Below are 18,104 nucleotides of genomic sequence, written 5' to 3'. Positions count from 1 at the left end.
AAATGTTTTAGTTAAAAATGTGATTAGTAAATCTCATGTAATATCTTCAGGTTTTCACTTGCTTGGGGCAGTCCTGCTTCTTCCGCTTTGCGCAGCAGGTTCTCCGCTTCGGTATAATTCCCGTTCAGCATTTGCATGATACCTTGTAAAAGGGTCTTTTCGGGAGTCTCACCGGCTTTGTCCAGATAGAGTGAGGCGCCTTTGGTATCTCCCTGCGAGAGCAGGATGCAGGCTGCATTGAGATTGGCAACGGGGTGTTCCGGATTTAGCAGAACCGCCGTCATGAAAATCTTATTGTATTCCGGACTGCCGGCAGGGTAAGTCCGGGCTATGCGGAACATCTCTTCAATACTCAGATTCTTGGGGTTGCTTTGGAATACCTGCTTGGCCTGCTCTACCGTAAACGGACGTACCACATAGTGGATGGTGTAGTCTGAATGGCGGAGGCCGGGGAACCAGTGTTGCAGGATGAAACGGAACTCTTCGGGATAACGTTTCCGTATTTTCCGTTCTTTCCCGTCGGGGCTGCTTTTGCTTTCTGCAATATGTAGCAGTTCCTCGCGATGGGTGATAACGGTGTCGGTCAGCAACTTGACAAATCCGTCCCAGTCTTCGGGGGTGTAATGGGTGGTGAACAATGTATCGTTGAAAGCATATTGGCTGCATACATAGTCTTTCAAGGTCCGGGTCCGTTCCCGCGCCAGACGCTCGTTGTTGGAGTAGGGGCCTTCGGGAGAGGCGTATCCGTGAATGTCAATATGCGAAATGACTACATTGGTATCGTTTTTTATCAGGTCGATACTGCGCTTTATCTTTGCCAGTTCGGCCGGATTGTTTCTGTATTCGGGATAGATGGTTGTTTCGTTGAGCGGGAAGTCCAGATAGGCACGTCCGCTTTCTTCGCGCACTTTCCTTTCTTCCATCTGCGGAGTGATGAACGCTACGTGCGGATGGATATCGGGAAGGATGTTCAGGCGGGTCAGATAGGTGGAGTCTGTATGGCGGGGGACTCCGCATCCGCATTCTTTTTCGATGAGATGCAAGGAGGCATGCTTCATCCAGTGGGTGAAGGGGATGCTGCGCAAGTAGTGTACGCTTTGTTTGCGGTCATTGCGGCGGCGTAACTCTTCATAGTCTTTTTCCTGTCTGCCGGTTTCACGCTGGAAGAAAATATGCTGTTTACGACCGTTCACATAGATGGCGGGAAGCTGGATGAAGTTGTCCAGGCTGTCGCTGAGCCGGGGAACCAGTATGACTGATTCGTTGGAGGGAATCTGTCTGGTAATGTCTACCTGCATGGACACTACCAGACTTTCTCCCATCCGGTAGAGCCGGGAGGAGGCGATGTAAATCGAACTGTCCCGTTCTGCCGGCTGCGCCGATGAGCAAAGCGCAGGAAAAATAAATGATATAAGATAGAATAAGTATTTCATGGCTCTTTAGTTAAATATGTAAACTATACTCAGGGATGCTTTGGAGGGGCCGAAATAGTGATAATGGCCTTTTTCCAGTAGCTCGGCGCACACGTCGGGGCATTTATATTTCTTATAGTCGATATATTCATACCCTACACCGACGGAAACTTCTATATTCCAGTGGCGGTTGAGCAGGATGTGGTATCCGTAGCTTATGCCTCCACCTGCCAGCCAGCCTGCATACCGGTGCTCTTTCAGCCAGGGGAAGAGTCCGAAAGGCATCTTTTTTCCTCCTACGTTGAACTGCGCTCCGTTGAGATAGGCTCCCCAAAAACTGCCGTTGAATTTCTGGCAAGTCCAGTAGCGGTATTCAGGTTGTATGAGCCAATATTTGTTGACATATCCTTCCGTGCGTTTCCACGGGCGTATGCTGCCGGACAAATCGAATGTGGATTTGAGGCCGAAGGCATATTCCACACCGGCATTCAACGCACCGTTGGCGGCGGAAAGCAGGTTGCTTTTGACAGCCATTTTCTGTGCGGAAACGGAAAGGGCGCCGCCGAGCAGAAGACAAGAAAGGATATACCGGGTTTTCATGTTTTATTGTATATTGGTTTGATTAGATTCAAAGAATATTTTCAGGTTATAGGTGGCTTCTTCCGAGCCTTCGGCTTTGGCGGCTTTCAGCAGGCGGATGCCTTCGTAGGTGTTGTTGCACAACAGCTCGTAGGCTCCACGGCAGTTCTTGTAGGCAAGCGTTTCATGGGAAGCCATTTGCAGATAGCGGCCGGCTGCCTGTGTGTTGCCCCGTTCGATGGCGGCGGCAGCGGCGTTGAGGTTGGCAACGGGGCTTGCCGGATATATCTTGACACTGATGTCTATGATTTTGTAGAACTGTTCCGGAGTGTTCTTGTAGCTGATGGCCACGGTGTAAAGCTCGCGTAACGAAAGCATCTGCGGATTGATTTCGGCTATGACACGCGCTTCGTCCAGACTGAAGTTCAGCTCTTTCTGGTTGCGCTCATCGGTGGCATCGCTTTCGGGAGATACGTAGCTTCCCTTGAAATACGGTTTGGCAGAGGGTGCGGACGGAGCAGGGGAAACAGGACGGTGTTCCGGAACAACGGGGGCAGAGGGTGAGGCTGCTGCCATAGGAGCTTCCCGGTTCCTGTCCTGTTGGGGAACGAAATGATCTGTTGCTGTTGCTATATGGGGTGCTGTGTCCGGAATGGGGATATTTTCGCTTTGTACTTTCTCTCCGCTGCCGTTGATGACTTCCTTCTTGAGGTTCAGGGTGGCGAACTGTATCCAGTCGGCTGCCGGAAGGGAAGCACGGTAGTGGATAGTCTGATCGCTGTCTGTCAGGGGGATAGCGGTAAATACGGGAGTTACATCTGCCTTGCCTTTTCGTTTGTTGAGCGCCAGGGTGCGGCGGTATAGCCGGTGTGCACGTTCTCCGTTGAGCAGGATTTGAGGGAGTTCTGCCGTGAGGGTTCCGTCTGTGAGGACAGGAGTGAGGCGGATATGGCTTTTGGTGTCCATTTGGGGAACATTGAGAGTCATTTTCATGAACACTGTGGCAGAGTCCTGTCCGAGAGTAACGGAGGGAGGCAGGATATCGAGTTTCAGGTTTTGTGCAGTGGCAAAGGTGCCGCATAATAAAAGACTGAATAGTATGTTTGTCTTGAGTTTCATGACTGATAGGGTATATTTGCTTTTATATTTATTGAATGAAATAAATGAATGATATGCCTAGCTGGGTAGGCCCGACATAGTTGGAGTGGGATTTCTCAATGAGTGCGTCTCCTTTGGCGGGACCGTATTTATCATAGGTGAGATGGGCGTATCCGACAGATATGCTTGCTTCAAGACTCCAGAATGTGCTGAGCAGCCATTGGTGTCCATAGGTAATGCCGCAACCTATCAGATTACCCTGATAACGGTTGTTCTTGACCGTGGTGAAAGGAGTGGTTCCACCGAAATTGTATTGGGCGAAATGGGCTTGCACCCCGAAAAAACTTCCTATGAATGTTTCATTGAGCCACCAACGGTATTCGGGCTGGATCAGAATGTGCTTCATTTTTTTATTTTCTCCCAGATTCCAGGGATTATAGTTGACACTCAGATTGAATGAATGGGTGTCGTCACACCTTATTTCTCCTCCCAGGTTGAGAGTGCCGGTAAGGTCATAAAGAACATTGCTTTTTACAGCGATACTTTGAGCCGGGGCTATACGCGGAGTCATAACTGCCAGCATGATTGCTATTATAAATAAGTAAGAATGTCGCATTGTCAATATTTTTGTTTTGTTTTTTTTCTGTTACTTTAGAAGTAACGGAAGGGGAGGAGGGAGGCGAAAAAACATGAAAACAGCAGTAAGATAAAGATTTAGTGGCTGTTAGAGAAGATAAAAGACCGGAAATGTGGCTTCACTCATATTGACAATCGGAGTATGGGTAGGGAGAGGTATATGCGGAATAAAAAAAATTTTTAAAATAAAAACGAAAAAAAAGTGTAGAAATCTTGCACTGTATTTAAAGTTTGTATACTTTTGCTTCCAAAATCTGTTCCGTTACTTCTAAAGTAACAGTCTTTTAATTTGTTGTTTTATAATGTAATGTGAAGTTTTAAAATTGATTATATAGAAATACTAATGTGATTAATTATTACTTTATTTGCTCTGTCTAATTCATCGTTTTTAAAGCTTTTCAAATAGGTTTCGGTCACCTTTGTGGAGGAGTGCCCCAGGGCATCACAAATCAATTGTTCCGAAAAGTGACAGTATTTAGCCAAAGTGGCCCAAGTGTGGCGGCTGGTGTAGGAACTGACGTTGAGTTTGATTCCGCAGTATACCGCCAGTTGTTTCAGGTCATAGTTCAGTTTCCGCAAGGCATGTTGGTATTCTGCATACTCTTCTTCGCTTTTCCGGTTTCCACTGAGAATGGGAAGCAGGTAGGGGGAGGCGGAGTCTGTATTTTGATACCGTTTGATAAGGTTCATGGCAGCGGGAGGAATCTCGACGGTGAGCAGGGCTCCTGTTTTGTGGCGGCGGTAGGAGATAACGGAATCTTGCAGGTCTGTTTTGCGTAGGTGTGCCAGATCCACAAAGGGCATTCCGCGTAACAGGAACATCAGGGTAATCCATGCCCGGCTCTCTTTCATGCTTTGCGGCAGGGGGCGTGGAAGGGAGGCGCTTAATAATTTGCTCATGTCTTTGGCATCGAGGGCACGTTTGGTATTGGCTTTTACGCCGGTATATACGTGACGGAAAAGACGGGGCTTTTCTTCCGCCAGACCATCGTCCACGGCTTTGTTGTAGATGCTTCGCAAGGTACGCATATAAGTGGAGACAGTGTTCCAGGTACATCCCTTGTTGCGCAGGTGGTTCTCAAATTGTTTCAGGCGTGAACGTTCCATCTGGTTGAACCGGATGGCATCGGTCTTGCAGAAGAGCATGAAGGCGTTCAGGGTGCTTTGGTAGATGTGGGCGGTACTGAAACGCTCTTCTTCTTTTAGCGACCGGATAAGTTGTTTCATAAATAGGGTCAGGTTAGATTTCTTTTTCATTGTTTTTTCCGTTTTTAATGTTAGGTAATTCTGTTCCACAATACATTTCCTTTTAAAAGTTGAGTTTGCCCCCGTTTGTTCATCAGCTTTTTTTCTTTTTGTGATAGCTTGTGCTTTTTCTTCGCTTTTTGACGATTGGCGGAGGTCTTGTGAGTACGTCTTGTTGTTTTTTTCGTCTAACTGTAAATAATTTATATGAAAAGAATGAAAAATATCAGGCTAGGAACACTTGTCGCATGTATGTGCGTGTTATGGGGGTGCGAGAAACCCAATGTGAATATTGTGATGCCGCAGGAGGCGTCGAACCGGGTGCTGTTTGCAGGAGAACATTTGAAGAAAGCGCTGGAAGATGCGGGGTATTCGTCTGTTATGTTGTCGGATACTGCCGGTATGGATAAAGATGAGGTATGCATCCGTCTGGAACAGGCTGCTGATACAGCCGGACTGAAAAAGGAGGGGTTTACCATTTCTACCCGTGGAAACATGACTACAGTGACAGGAAACGACGGAAGCGGTGTGATTTACGGCTGTCGGGAATTGATAGATCATGTAGGGCAATACAAGGATTTGAAGTTTCCGGCACAGCTGACGGATGCTCCGGAAATGGTGCTTCGCGGAGGTTGTGTAGGGATTCAGAAAATGGAATACCTGCCCGGAAGAGGGGTGTATGAGTATCCTTATACGCCGGAGAGCTTCCCTTGGTTTTATGACAAGGAGCAATGGATAAAGTATCTGGATATGCTGGTGGAGAACCGCATGAATTCCTTGTATCTGTGGAACGGGCATCCGTTTGCTTCCTTGGTGAAGCTGGAAGAGTATCCTTTTGCCGTAGAGGTGGATGAGGAAACTTTCAAGAAAAATGAGGAAATGTTCTCGTTCCTGACTGCCGAAGCGGACAAACGCGGTATCTTTGTGATCCAGATGTTTTATAATATATTGTTAAGCAAGCCTTTTGCCGAGCATTACGGGTTGAAAACACAGGATCGTAACCGTCCCATTACTCCGCTGATCAGTGATTATACACGTAAGTCGGTGGCCGCGTTTATAGAAAAATATCCCAATGTAGGTCTGCTGGTGTGCTTGGGGGAAGCGATGGATACCTACGAGGATGATGTGGAGTGGTTTACCAAAACCATTATTCCGGGAGTGAAGGACGGACTGAAGGCACTGGGGCGTACGGACGAACCGCCCATTTTACTGCGTGCACATGATACGGACTGCAAGATGGTGATGGATGCGGCATTGCCGTTATACAAGAACCTCTATACCATGCATAAATACAATGGTGAGTCACTGACTACTTACGAACCGCGCGGTCCTTGGTCCAAGATACACTCGGACTTGAGTGCCTTGGGAAGTATTCATATCAGTAATGTGCATATTCTGGCAAACTTGGAACCGTGGCGTTGGGGATCTCCCGACTTTGTACAGAAGGCGGTGAATGCCATGCACAATGTACATGGAGCCAATGCCCTGCATCTGTATCCGCAGGCTTCTTATTGGGACTGGCCGTACACGGCGGACAAACTGGCGGATGGCAAACGGGAGTATCAGCTGGACCGTGACTGGATATGGTACAAGACGTGGGGACGCTATGCATGGAACTGTCATCGGGACCGTTCATCCGAAGTGGAATATTGGAACAAGCAGTTGGGCGATTTTTATGGTACGACTCCTGCCGAAGCCGGAGATATTCTGGAGGCATACGAGCAGAGTGGAGAGATTGCTCCGAAGTTGCTCCGCCGTTTCGGCATCACGGAAGGGAACCGGCAGACTTTGTTGCTGGGTATGTTTATGAGCCAGTTGGTGAATCCTTATAAATATACCATCTATCCGGGATTTTATGAGAGTTGCGGGCCGGAGGGCGAGAAGCTGATAGAATATGTGGAGAAGGAATGGAAGAAACAGCCGCATGTGGGCGAATTGCCGCTGGATATTGTGGCGCAGGTGGTGGAACACGGTGACAAGGCGGTGGCGGCCATTGACAAGGCTGCCGCAGCGGTGACTCGTAATAAAGAGGAGTTCGGACGTTTGCGGAATGACATGCATTGCTATCGTGAATTTGCTTATGCCTTTAACCTGAAAGTGAAAGCTGCTCAGCGTGTCTTGAACTATCAGTGGGGAAAGGATCTGAATGAACTGGATGCCGCTATTCCATTGATGGAACAAAGTCTGGAGCATTACCGCAAGCTGGTGGCATTGACGGATAGTACTTATTATTATGCCAACAGTATGCAGACCGCGCAACGCCGTATTCCTATCGGTGGTGACGGTGGCAAGAACAAGACCTGGAAAGAGATGCTGGTGCATTATGAAAATGAGCTGGCTAATTTCAAGGCGAACTTGCAGTTGCTGAAAGATAGGGCGGCAGGTAAGGTGACGGAAAGTGCAGCTGAGATAAAACCTTTGTCCGCCGCAAATGTGAAGATCCTGAACGGACTGGCTCCGGTGAAACTGGCGACGGGGGCAAACCTGTTCTCCAATGTACCGGGCAAGGTGGATGCGTTGGCCGCCGAGCTGGAAGGGCTGACTGCTTATAGAATGAACGGGGAGGTGCAGCGCAAGGAAGGTACGACAATAGAGTTTGAAGCGGCTGCTCCGGTGAGTTTGTTGGTAGGTTATTTCCGTGATGACCAGAAGAAGTATGCGAAAGCCCCGAAACTGGAAACGGACGCTTCTGCCAATGATTACGGTCAGGCGGAACCGAAACTGACCAATGCCATACGCATAGCGGGTATGCCGCTGGCGAATGTACATGCTTATCATTTTGAGACCGGAAAGCATACCTTGTTGCTGCCGAAAGGATATACGATGGTGCTGGGATTTACAGACGCGCAGGTAACTCCGCGTAATGCGGGACTGGCAGGTGCGGAGGAAACGATGGACTGGATGTTCTATTAGTAGCCTTAATTCCAGAGGCCGGAATCGCAGTATGGCGTAAAATTTTCAAGTATATCTTGAGAATTTTACGCCATTTTTGTACATAGTTCTAAGATTTTTATAAGGAAAAGTTGCTTAACTGATAAACTTTTTCTATTTTTGTCGTATGAGCAGAAAGATAATAGCATACGAAAACTACTATAAAGATTTTTTTGATACTCTGGATAAAGGTACGCAAGAAAAAGTCCTATATGGATTACTCTTATTGAAGACTCAAGATAGACTACCGGCAAAGTATGTGAAGTTTCTTAAAGAGGGTCTGTATGAGTTAAGAATAGAGTGGCAAGGTAATATCTATAGGATTTTCTTCTGTTATGATGAAGGGCATATTGTTATATTGTTCAATGGCTTTCAAAAGAAGACGCAGAAAACACCAGATAGAGAAATTGATAAAGCATTAAAACTAAAGAAAGAATATTATGAGCGAAAAAGAACTAAAGATGTTTGATGTCGATGCACAGTTGGATGCTGTGTTTGGCAAAGAAGGGACTCCGGAGCGTAAGGCTGCCGAAGACAGGGCTAATGCTTTCTTTACCGGGCAAATAATTGAAGAGGCAAGGAAGAAAGCAAATATGACACAGGCGGAACTTGCCGAAAAGATAGGGACTAATAAGTCTTATATTTCCCGTGTGGAAACAGGAAAAACAGAGCCTAAGGTTTCTACCTTTTATCGTATTGCTTCTGCTTTGGGATTGAATGTTGAGCTGACCCCTGCTATGTGATGGTAAGAATAGAGAATGAGATAAAAGTTCTCTGAATGGGTACATTTTCTTCTTTTATCCGTCTTGCCAATAGATAAAAAAGATAATTATGAAGAAGATATTGATATTGGCATTTTTACTGTTGTCATTGGGAACATACGCCCAACGTGAAGTTCCGCAATCGCGCATGGAGCAGATTTATGAGGAAGCCAAGACTCCTTATAAATATGGGCTGGCTGTAGCTCCTGCCGACAACAAGCATAAAATAGACTGTCCTACCGTGTTCCGCGAAGGGGATAAGTGGTATATGACCTACGTGGTTTATAATGGTAAGAGCGGACTGGACGGGCGTGGATACGAGACATGGATAGCCGAAAGTGATAATCTGTTGGAATGGCGTACATTGGGACGTGTCTTGTCTTATCGTGACGGATTCTGGGATTGCAACCAGCGTGGTGGTTTCCCTGCATTGCCGGATATGGAGTGGGGAGGAAGCTATGCCCTGCAGACGTATAAAGGCAAGCATTGGATGACTTATCTGGGTGGGGAAGGGACCGGATATGAATCGGTGAACAAGCCGCTGTATATCGGTTTGGCCTGGACAGACCGGCCTTTGGGTTCCGCCCATGAGTGGCAGGCACAGGACAAGCCTGTGATGAGTATCCATGATAAAGACGCGCAATGGTGGGAAAAGCTGACCCAGTACAAAAGTGTGGTCTATTGGGATAAGGAGAAAACACTGGGCGCTCCTTTCGTCATGTTCTATAACGCGGCAGGACGGCATCCGGAAACGGATTTGAAAGCGGAACGGGTGGGTATCGCCTTGTCAAAGGATATGAAGAAGTGGAAACGCTATCCGGGCAATCCGGTCTTTGCACACGAGGCGGACGGAACCATCACGGGGGATGCGCATATCCAGAAAATGGCCGACGTGTATGTCATGTTCTACTTCTCGGCTTTTGAACCGAGCCGCAAATACAAGGCATTCAATACCTTTGCTGCCAGTTATGACCTGGTGCACTGGACCGATTGGAAAGGGGCGGATTTGATTATCCCTTCCAAAGACTATGATGAATTGTTCGCTCATAAAAGTTATGTGGTGAAACACAATGGGGTGGTGTATCATTTTTATTGTGCCGTGAATGACGCGGAACAACGTGGTATAGCCATTGCTACCAGCAAGCCGATGGGACGTTCGCAAGTGCATTTCCCGGAACGGGAGGTGAAGAACCGCCGGATGGTGATGGAACTGGATAAAGGATGGAAAACATGGCTTTGTGATAAAAGTGCATACGGGCAGGCGGACAATGCCCCTACAGTGGTGGATATTCCTCATAACTGGGACGATTATTACGGTTACCGCCAACTGACTCATGGCAATCTTCACGGTACTGCCATGTACGAAAAGATATTCATGCTGGATAATTCTCAATTTCCAATTTCCGATTCTTCATTCGGAAAACGTTATTTCCTTCGTTTTGAGGGAGTGGGAACGTATGCCACTGTTACATTGAATGGAAAGGACTTCGGCCGTCATCCCGTAGGGCGTACTACGTTGACACTGGATGTGACGGAGGCGTTGAAGCCGGGAGAGAACAGACTGGTGGTGAAAGCGGAGCATCCTGAAATGATAGCCGATATGCCTTGGGTATGCGGTGGTTGTTCTTCGGAATGGGGATTCAGTGAAGGTTCCCAGCCTTTGGGCATTTTCCGTCCCGTGGTGCTGGAGGCTACGGATGAAATACGCATCGAACCTTTCGGAGTGCATATCTGGAATGATGATAAGGCGGGAACTGTCTTTGTAGAAACGGAGGTGAAAAATTACGGGAAGACTGCCGAAACGGTGGAAGTGGTTAATAAATTCAGTAATGCGGATGGCAAGCAGGTGTTCCGCCTGACGGAGAAGGTGACTTTGCAGCCGGGTGAAAGGAAAGTGGTGAAGCAACAATCGCCGGTGCAGAATCCTGTCTTATGGAGTACGGAGAATCCTTATTTGTATAAACTGGCCAGTATGATAAAGCGTGGCAAGAGTACGACGGATGAGATTAGTACGCCCTTTGGTATCCGTACCGTCAGTTGGCCGGTGAAACGGAAGGACGGTGACGGACGGTTCTATCTGAACGGACAGCCTGTCTTTATCAATGGGGTATGTGAATATGAACACCAGTTCGGACAAAGCCATGCTTTCAGCCGTGAGCAGGTGGCAGCCCGTGTGAAACAGATCCGTGCGGCGGGCTTCAACGCTTTCCGTGACGCTCACCAGCCCCATCACCTGGATTATCAGAAATATTGGGATAAGGAAGGTATGTTGTGGTGGACTCAGTTTTCGGCCCACGTGTGGTATGACACTCCGGAGTTTCGTGAGAATTTCAAGAAACTGCTCCGCCAGTGGGTGAAGGAACGCCGCAACTCGCCCAGTGTGGTGATGTGGGGATTGCAGAACGAAAGCACGCTGCCTAAGGAGTTTGCCGAGGAGTGTAGTGAGATTATCCGTGAAATGGATCCTACGGCGCGTACCATGCGTGTGATTACCACGTGTAACGGTGGTGATGGAACAGATTGGAATGTTATTCAGAACTGGAGTGGAACCTATGGTGGTGATGTGAATAAGTATGGCCGTGAATTGTCACAGACCAATCAGTTGTTGAATGGTGAATATGGGGCATGGCGCAGCATCGGGTTGCATACGGAACCGGCAGCTTTTGATGCGAACGGCGTATGGAGCGAGGAACGTATGTGCCGGTTGATGGAAACCAAGATCCGATTGGCGGAACAGGCAAAGGACAGTGTGTGCGGACAATTCCAATGGATATTCAGCAGTCATGATAATCCGGGACGCCGCCAGCCGGATGAAGCGTATCGCCGTATAGATAAGGTGGGACCGTTTAATTATAAAGGACTGGTTACTCCGTGGGAAGAACCGCTGGATGTATATTATATGTATCGTGCCAACTATGTGCCGGCTTCCGAAGATCCGATGGTCTATCTGGCATCCCACACGTGGGAAGACCGTTTTGCAACAGGCCGCAGACGGGCTACCATTGAGGCGTACAGCAATTGTGACAGTGTGTTGCTGTACAATGATGCGGTGGATGCTGAATACTTGGGACGGAAACTGAATCATGGGGTAGGTACTCATTTTATGTGGGAGAACCGTGATATCCGTTATAATGTGCTTCGTGCCGTGGGATACTTTAAAGGAAAACCGGCAGCGGAAGATGTGCTGGTGCTGGACGGTTTGGAGAAAGCTCCTCATTTTGAGGCTCTTTACCGTGGCTCTGTTATAGTGCCTGTTGCTGCCGACCGGTTGAACGGAACTGATTTGTTGAAAGGAGCTGAGGGATATACGTATCTTTATCGTTTGAATTGCGGGGGAGATGCTTATACGGATACGTATGGTCAGGTCTGGGCGCAGGATAACAGCCGTTATTCTCATTCGTGGGCGGAATCGTTTATCCATCCGTCGGACAGTGTGCAGTTATTGAGCCCTTATCAGGCGAGCCAGCGTACCACGAATGATCCCATTCATGGCACTAGGGATTGGGAGCTGTTCCAGACTTTCCGTTTCGGACGCCATAAACTGAATTTCCGCTTTCCCGTTCCGGATGGCGAGTATCGTGTGGAACTTTATTTTACAGAGCCCTGGCATGGTACGGGAGGCGGCGTACAGACGGATTGTGAAGGCTTGCGTATTTTTGATGTAGCGGTAAATGATAAAGTGCTTCTGGATGACTTGGATGTATGGGCTGAAGCGGGGCATGACGGCGCTTGCAAAAAGGTGGTGAATGCTGTTGTGAAAGGTGGTGTCTTGAAGATTGATTTTCCGGAGGTGAAAGCGGGGCAAGCTCTGATTTGTGGCATTGCGATAGCTTCGGCCGCTTCTGTGGAGCCTGTTGCTAATCAAGGGGCTGATGACCGGAATGTAAGTTTCAGCTGGGCTGCCCAAGACAAGGATGTGATGGAAAAGACTCCCAAAGAATTATTGCCTGAAGATAAAAATGCCCGTGCCAATGTGACTTATCAAGCCGAGGACGCTATGTTGAAAGGCAAGTTTATAAAGAAAGAGGTCAAGAAACAAACCGGTGTCTTCTTTGGTAAAGGTGAGAAAAGCAGTATTACCTGGAATATCTCTACCGGTCTGGCACAGGTCTATGCCCTTCGTTTTAAATACATGAACGCTACGGGGAAGCCTATGAAGGTGCGTATGCAGTTCATCGACTCCAAAGGGGTGGTACTGAAGGAGGATCATCTGACTTTTGCCGAAACTCCCGGAAAGTGGCGTATGCTGAGTACAACGACGGGTACGTATATCAATGCAGGCTATTATAAGGTGGTGCTTTCCGCTCCGGATATGGAGGGGCTGGCACTGGATGCGCTGGATGTGCAATAGGAGGAATGGTTTCTGCAAATAGTAAGGGGAAAGTTTCAGCATTTGGCATTTTTACATATCTTTGTGCTCTGAAACTAACCTCTTAAAAATATGTTAATTGATTTACTGCATTCTTCTTATTTCTCGCTCTTCCTTATTGTAGCGTTGGGCTTTATGCTAGGGAGGATTAAGATAAAGGGCTTGTCGCTGGATGTGTCGGCCGTTATCTTCATTGCCTTGCTTTTCGGACATTTCGGTGTGATCATTCCTAAAGAATTGGGGAACTTCGGTCTGGTGCTTTTTATCTTTACCATCGGTATTCAGGCCGGTCCCGGATTTTTCGATTCTTTCAGAAGTAAAGGAAAGACACTGATTCTTATCACTATGCTTATTATTTGCTCTGCCTGTCTGACGGCGGTAGGACTGAAGTATGCTTTTGACATTGATACGCCCAGTGTGGTGGGATTGATAGCAGGGGCATTGACCAGTACGCCCGGTCTGGCGGTAGCTATAGACAGTACAAATTCACCGTTGGCTTCCATTGCATACGGTATTGCTTACCCGTTTGGAGTGATAGGGGTGATTTTGTTTGTGAAGCTGTTACCCAAGATTATGCGGGTGGATCTGGATAAAGAAGCGCGCAGGTTGGAACTGGAACGGCGCAGCAGTTTTCCGGAACTGACAACTTGCATTTTCAGAGTGACCAATCAAGCGGTATTCGGACGTACTTTGGCGCAAATAAATGCACGTGCCATGACGGGGGCCGTCATTTCACGGGTAAAGCATGGGGATTCTATATTGATGCCTAAAGCGAATACCATGTTGCTGGAAGGGGACTATGTGCAGGCGGTGGGAAGTGAGGAAGCGCTGAATCAGTTTGCCGTATTGGTTGGAGAACGGGAGGAAGGTGAATTGCCTCTGGATCAGACACAGGAGATTGAATCTTTATTGCTGACAAAGAAAGATATGATAAACAAGCAATTGGGGGATCTGAATTTACAACGTAACTTTGGTTGTACGGTAACCCGTATCCGTCGAAGCGGCATAGACTTGTCACCTTCTCCGGATTTGGCCTTGAAATTCGGTGATAAGCTGATGGTGGTCGGTGAACGGGAAGGACTCAGAGGCGTTGCCCGTTTGTTGGGGAATAATGCCAAACAGTTGTCTGATACTGATTTCTTCCCGATAGCTATGGGGATTGTATTAGGTGTATTGTTCGGCAAAATAAATATTTCATTTTCAGACAGTGTTTCCTTTTCACCCGGATTGACCGGAGGAGTGCTGATGGTGGCATTGCTGCTGAGTGCCGTGGGAAAGACAGGACCCATATTGTGGTCTATGTCCGGTCCTGCCAATCAGTTGTTACGCCAGTTGGGCTTATTGCTGTTTTTGGCTGAGGTCGGTACTTCTGCCGGTAAGAATCTGGTGGCTACTTTTCAGGAGAGCGGATTGTTATTGTTCGGAGTGGGGGCGACCATTACTGTCGTGCCTATGCTGGTTGCCGTTGTGGTTGGCAGGTTGGTCTTTAAAATCAGTTTGTTGGATTTGCTGGGCACCATCACCGGTGGTATGACCAGTACGCCCGGTCTTGCGGCAGCCGATTCCATGGTAGATAGTAATATTCCGAGTGTTGCATATGCTACGGTGTATCCGATTGCAATGGTGTTCCTTATTTTGTTTATACAAGTGATCGCTTCGGCGGTTTATTGATATATCAAACAGCCGGGTGGGTATGTGCCAAAGGTAGTAAATACTTTTGGCACATTTTTTATTTGGATGAATGTTGTATTTTTATTTATCGATATGAGGAGAAAAAAATATTCATTTTGTTTCTTTTATAGATTTTAATTTATATATTTGTCACAACCTTAATGTAATACGGAGAAAGATTAGGCTTATTCAGTGACAGAATGACGATTGGAATATGGTATGAATAAGCTGAACTCATATATGGTATTTATAAATATACTCAATTTTATGAGGAATAAAGACACACACTCTCGAATTACAGACAAATGCAGATGTTTGTTTGTAGTTGCCTATTCGGCAATGTCTATTACAGGATTGAGCTCCGTGCTCGCAGTGGAAAACCATGCACTATCTTCTCCGGTTTCAGATCGTGTGGAAAGCGTACAGCAGAAAAAACATGTTTCAGGTAATGTGCAGGATGCTAACGGAATGCCTTTAATCGGGGCGTCCGTAATCATCAAGGGAACCAATACCGGTATGATTACCGATATTGAAGGTAATTTCGCTCTTGATGCTAAACAGGGTGATATTATCGTAATCAGTTACATCGGTATGAAATCGGCGGAGGTGAAAGTGCCTGCTAACGGGCAAATAAGAGTGATGCTGAAAGAGGATTCGCAGTTGATGGATGAAGTGGTAGTGACCGGTTATGGTGATTTTAAGAAGGCTACTTATACGGGGTCTGCTTCTGTTTTGAATACGGATAAATTGGAGTCATTGCCTGTTGTGTCTGTAGCACAGATGATGGAGGCTAATATTCCGGGGTTAAGTTCAGTGGCCAGTTCTTCCCAGCCGGGTTCTAAAGCTACAGTGCGGGTGCGTGGAATTGCTTCTATGAATGCTTCTACAGAACCTCTTTATGTATTGGACGGCGTGCCGGTAGCGTCTAGGGATATGAGTGGTCTAAGTGCCAATGCCAGTGCGGGAGGACTTGGTTTGATCGAGACATTAAATCCTGCGGATATTGAAAGTATAACCGTATTGAAAGATGCCGCTTCTGCTTCATTATATGGAGCAAAAGGATCTAACGGTGTAATCCTTATTACTACTAAAAAAGGGAAGGAAGGTAAAATGAGGGTGAGTATGCAGGCTACTTACGGTATTACGGATATCGCTTACAATTATCGTCCGATAATGGGGGGTGAAGAGCGTAGGGAGTTGATTTATGAAGGATTTGTTAATTATCGTTTGAATCAGGGGGATTCGGAAGCCGAGGCAAAGGCTTATGCGGATGGACAAATTGACAATTATGCTGCACGCCCGGCCAACGGATATGCTGATTGGGAAGATGCTTTATTGAAAAAAGGACATCAGCAGGACTATAGTTTGTCTGTAAGCGGAGGTAATGAAAAATCGAATTTTATTGGTACGTTAGGATACACCAATCAGACAGGTATAAGCATAAATTCAGGAATGGAACGTTTTACCGGTCGTATTGATGCAAACAGTAAATGGAATAAATTTGAGTATGGAATGAATGCTACCTTTTCATGGACTCGTAATAAACATACGCCGGAGGGACAGTATTATGCCAGTGCGCTTTATTCTTCAAAATATCAATTGACCCCTTCCATACCTATTTATAATGAGGATGGCAGTTATCATACGGGTTTCCAGAATAATGGAGGTATTAACCCGCTGTATGAGAATTCTGTAGATTCAAATTATGCACGTCTGGCACGTACAATGGCATCCGCCAAGGCTGCCTATCATATCTTGGACGGGTTGAAGTTATCTACTATCTTTACAGTAGACTATTCTTTAAATAAAGACTTTTTCTTTTACTCGCCTGACGGTAAGGATGGGGAAGCTACACAGGGATCCGGACAGATGATGATGATTGAGAGAATGAGTTATACTTCACAAACGAATCTGGCATATAATAAAACGTTTGGCAAACATAACATTAATGCGGTTTTAGCGTATGAGGTTATGAAATACGATTATGAGGATATGTATGGTGAGAAACAGGTTTACGGGCAAACACTTAATCCGTCGTTGGATAATGGCGCCAAACCTGCTGATCTTACTAATACGAGGCAGGAAGATGCTATGGTGTCGTATGTAGGAAGCTTGAATTATGGATATAATGATAAATATTATGCAGGTTTCAGTTTCCGTCGTGATGGCTCTTCCCGATTGGCGCCTGATACCCGTTGGGGGAACTTTTGGGCTGTTTCCGCTTCATGGAGACTCTCTCAGGAAAACTTCATGAAACCGTGGGAGAATGTGGTGTCGGATATGAAATTAAGAGCATCGTATGGTGTGAACGGTAATCTGCCGACCGGTTATTATGGTTATCATGGAACTTATACTACCGGAGCATTTTATAATGGAAAACCTGCTCCGTGGGAAGATGCTATTGCTAATCCTGATTTGACTTGGGAAAAGAACTATGCATTGAATCTGGGGGTTGATTTAAGTCTGTTCAGACGGGTTAATTTGACTTTCGATTGGTATACCAGAACGACTAAGGATTTATTGATGAGTAAGCAATTGAATTCTATCAGTGGTTTTGGCAGTATTCTTACGAATGTGGGCGAAATGAAGAATACCGGTTTTGAAATAGAGGTACGTTCAAGTAATATTCAAACCAAAGATTTTAGTTGGACAACTTCTTTAAACTTGTCACATAATAAAAATAAGATTGTAAAACTGGCGGATCTTCCGGAATTTATAGATGGAAATTATATCAGAAAGGAAGGTTGTTCGTATGCGACAATTTATTTGAGAGAGTATGCCGGAGTGGATCCTAATGACGGACGCCCGATGTATTATGACAATAAAGAAGACGAAAATGGCAATAGAAGCAGGAATATTGTGTATGACCCCAATGATGCCGACCGTGTGGAGTTGAAAGATATATATCCTAAATTGACCGGTGGATTGATGAATACGTTTAATTATAAGTTTATTGATTTATCTTTTAATTTGTCGTTTCATTTAGGTGGATATTCTTACGATGGTGCCATGTATGCTTTGCAGGATGACGGTTATACGGCACAATACAATAAGAGTACAGAGTTACGCCGCCGTTGGAAACAGCCGGGAGATATAACAGATGTTCCCCGATATGTGTATGGACAAGAGTATGGTGGCTGGTGGAACTCGTCACGTGGTGTTCATAGCACAGATCATTTGCGCTTGAAAAGTTTGATTGTTGGCGTTTCTGCTCCTCAGTCTTGGTTGAGAACCATAGGTATTAATTCTGCCCGTATTTATTTTTCGGGTACCAACTTGTTGACGTGGGCTGCATACGATCAATATGATCCGGAGTTGAATGGAATTGTAAGTTATTTTACTCCTCCTCTTAAAACATTCGCATTTGGACTTGAACTTAAATTCTAATCAATTAACACCGAA

At 46.4% G+C, this 18,104-nt stretch carries 11 protein-coding genes; 6 read left to right on the top strand and 5 right to left on the bottom strand.

The window, feature by feature from the left end:
* Window positions 1-23: 23 nt before the first annotated feature.
* From RE317_RS01970 to RE317_RS01950, 5 genes are all read right to left on the bottom strand, one after another.
* Window positions 24-1,433: a DUF3868 domain-containing protein gene (locus RE317_RS01970; RefSeq protein WP_117873506.1), complete on the bottom strand. Its 1,410-nt coding sequence runs from the start codon at window positions 1,431-1,433 to the stop codon at window positions 24-26.
* Window positions 1,434-1,439: 6 nt separating this feature from the next.
* Window positions 1,440-2,012, bottom strand: coding sequence for a DUF3575 domain-containing protein (locus tag RE317_RS01965; protein WP_074783094.1), 573 nt, complete (start codon window positions 2,010-2,012; stop codon window positions 1,440-1,442).
* 3 nt (window positions 2,013-2,015) lie between these two features.
* Window positions 2,016-3,110: a DUF3868 domain-containing protein gene (locus RE317_RS01960; RefSeq protein ID WP_303266137.1), complete on the bottom strand. Its 1,095-nt coding sequence runs from the start codon at window positions 3,108-3,110 to the stop codon at window positions 2,016-2,018.
* Between the two features lie 28 nt (window positions 3,111-3,138).
* Window positions 3,139-3,705, bottom strand: a complete 567-nt coding sequence (locus tag RE317_RS01955) for a DUF3575 domain-containing protein (protein WP_032944934.1) — start codon at window positions 3,703-3,705, stop codon at window positions 3,139-3,141.
* Window positions 3,706-4,052: 347 nt separating this feature from the next.
* Complete coding sequence (locus RE317_RS01950) at window positions 4,053-4,982, bottom strand: site-specific integrase (protein WP_032944938.1); 930 nt, start codon at window positions 4,980-4,982, stop codon at window positions 4,053-4,055.
* Window positions 4,983-5,186: 204 nt separating this feature from the next.
* Between RE317_RS01950 and RE317_RS01945 the strand changes: the two genes are divergently transcribed.
* From RE317_RS01945 to RE317_RS01920, 6 genes are all read left to right on the top strand, one after another.
* Window positions 5,187-7,883, top strand: a complete 2,697-nt coding sequence (locus RE317_RS01945) for a glycoside hydrolase family 20 zincin-like fold domain-containing protein (RefSeq protein ID WP_165859753.1) — start codon at window positions 5,187-5,189, stop codon at window positions 7,881-7,883.
* A gap of 145 nt (window positions 7,884-8,028) precedes the next feature.
* Window positions 8,029-8,370 carry a type II toxin-antitoxin system RelE/ParE family toxin gene (locus tag RE317_RS01940; RefSeq protein ID WP_008668591.1) on the top strand — a complete coding sequence of 114 codons (342 nt, stop codon included), beginning with the start codon at window positions 8,029-8,031 and terminating at the stop codon, window positions 8,368-8,370.
* Complete coding sequence (locus RE317_RS01935) at window positions 8,342-8,644, top strand: helix-turn-helix domain-containing protein (RefSeq protein ID WP_008668589.1); 303 nt, start codon at window positions 8,342-8,344, stop codon at window positions 8,642-8,644. The genes RE317_RS01940 and RE317_RS01935 overlap by 29 nt, the downstream gene beginning before the upstream one ends.
* 88 nt (window positions 8,645-8,732) lie before the next feature.
* A complete protein-coding gene (locus RE317_RS01930) occupies window positions 8,733-13,013 on the top strand; it encodes a malectin domain-containing carbohydrate-binding protein (protein WP_117873508.1) in 4,281 nt (1,426 codons plus the stop codon).
* 90 nt (window positions 13,014-13,103) lie between these two features.
* Window positions 13,104-14,702, top strand: a complete 1,599-nt coding sequence (locus RE317_RS01925) for an aspartate:alanine exchanger family transporter (protein ID WP_117695969.1) — start codon at window positions 13,104-13,106, stop codon at window positions 14,700-14,702.
* 267 nt (window positions 14,703-14,969) lie between these two features.
* Entirely contained in the window at window positions 14,970-18,089 is a 3,120-nt protein-coding gene (locus tag RE317_RS01920) for a TonB-dependent receptor (RefSeq protein WP_032938871.1), read from the top strand.
* The last annotated feature ends 15 nt before the right edge of the window (window positions 18,090-18,104 follow it).

The organism is Phocaeicola sp. GP0067 (assembly GCF_031119655.1).
Classification (GTDB): Bacteria; Bacteroidota; Bacteroidia; order Bacteroidales; family Bacteroidaceae; genus Phocaeicola; species Phocaeicola vulgatus.
This window is presented reverse-complemented; position numbering and strand designations above follow the sequence as displayed.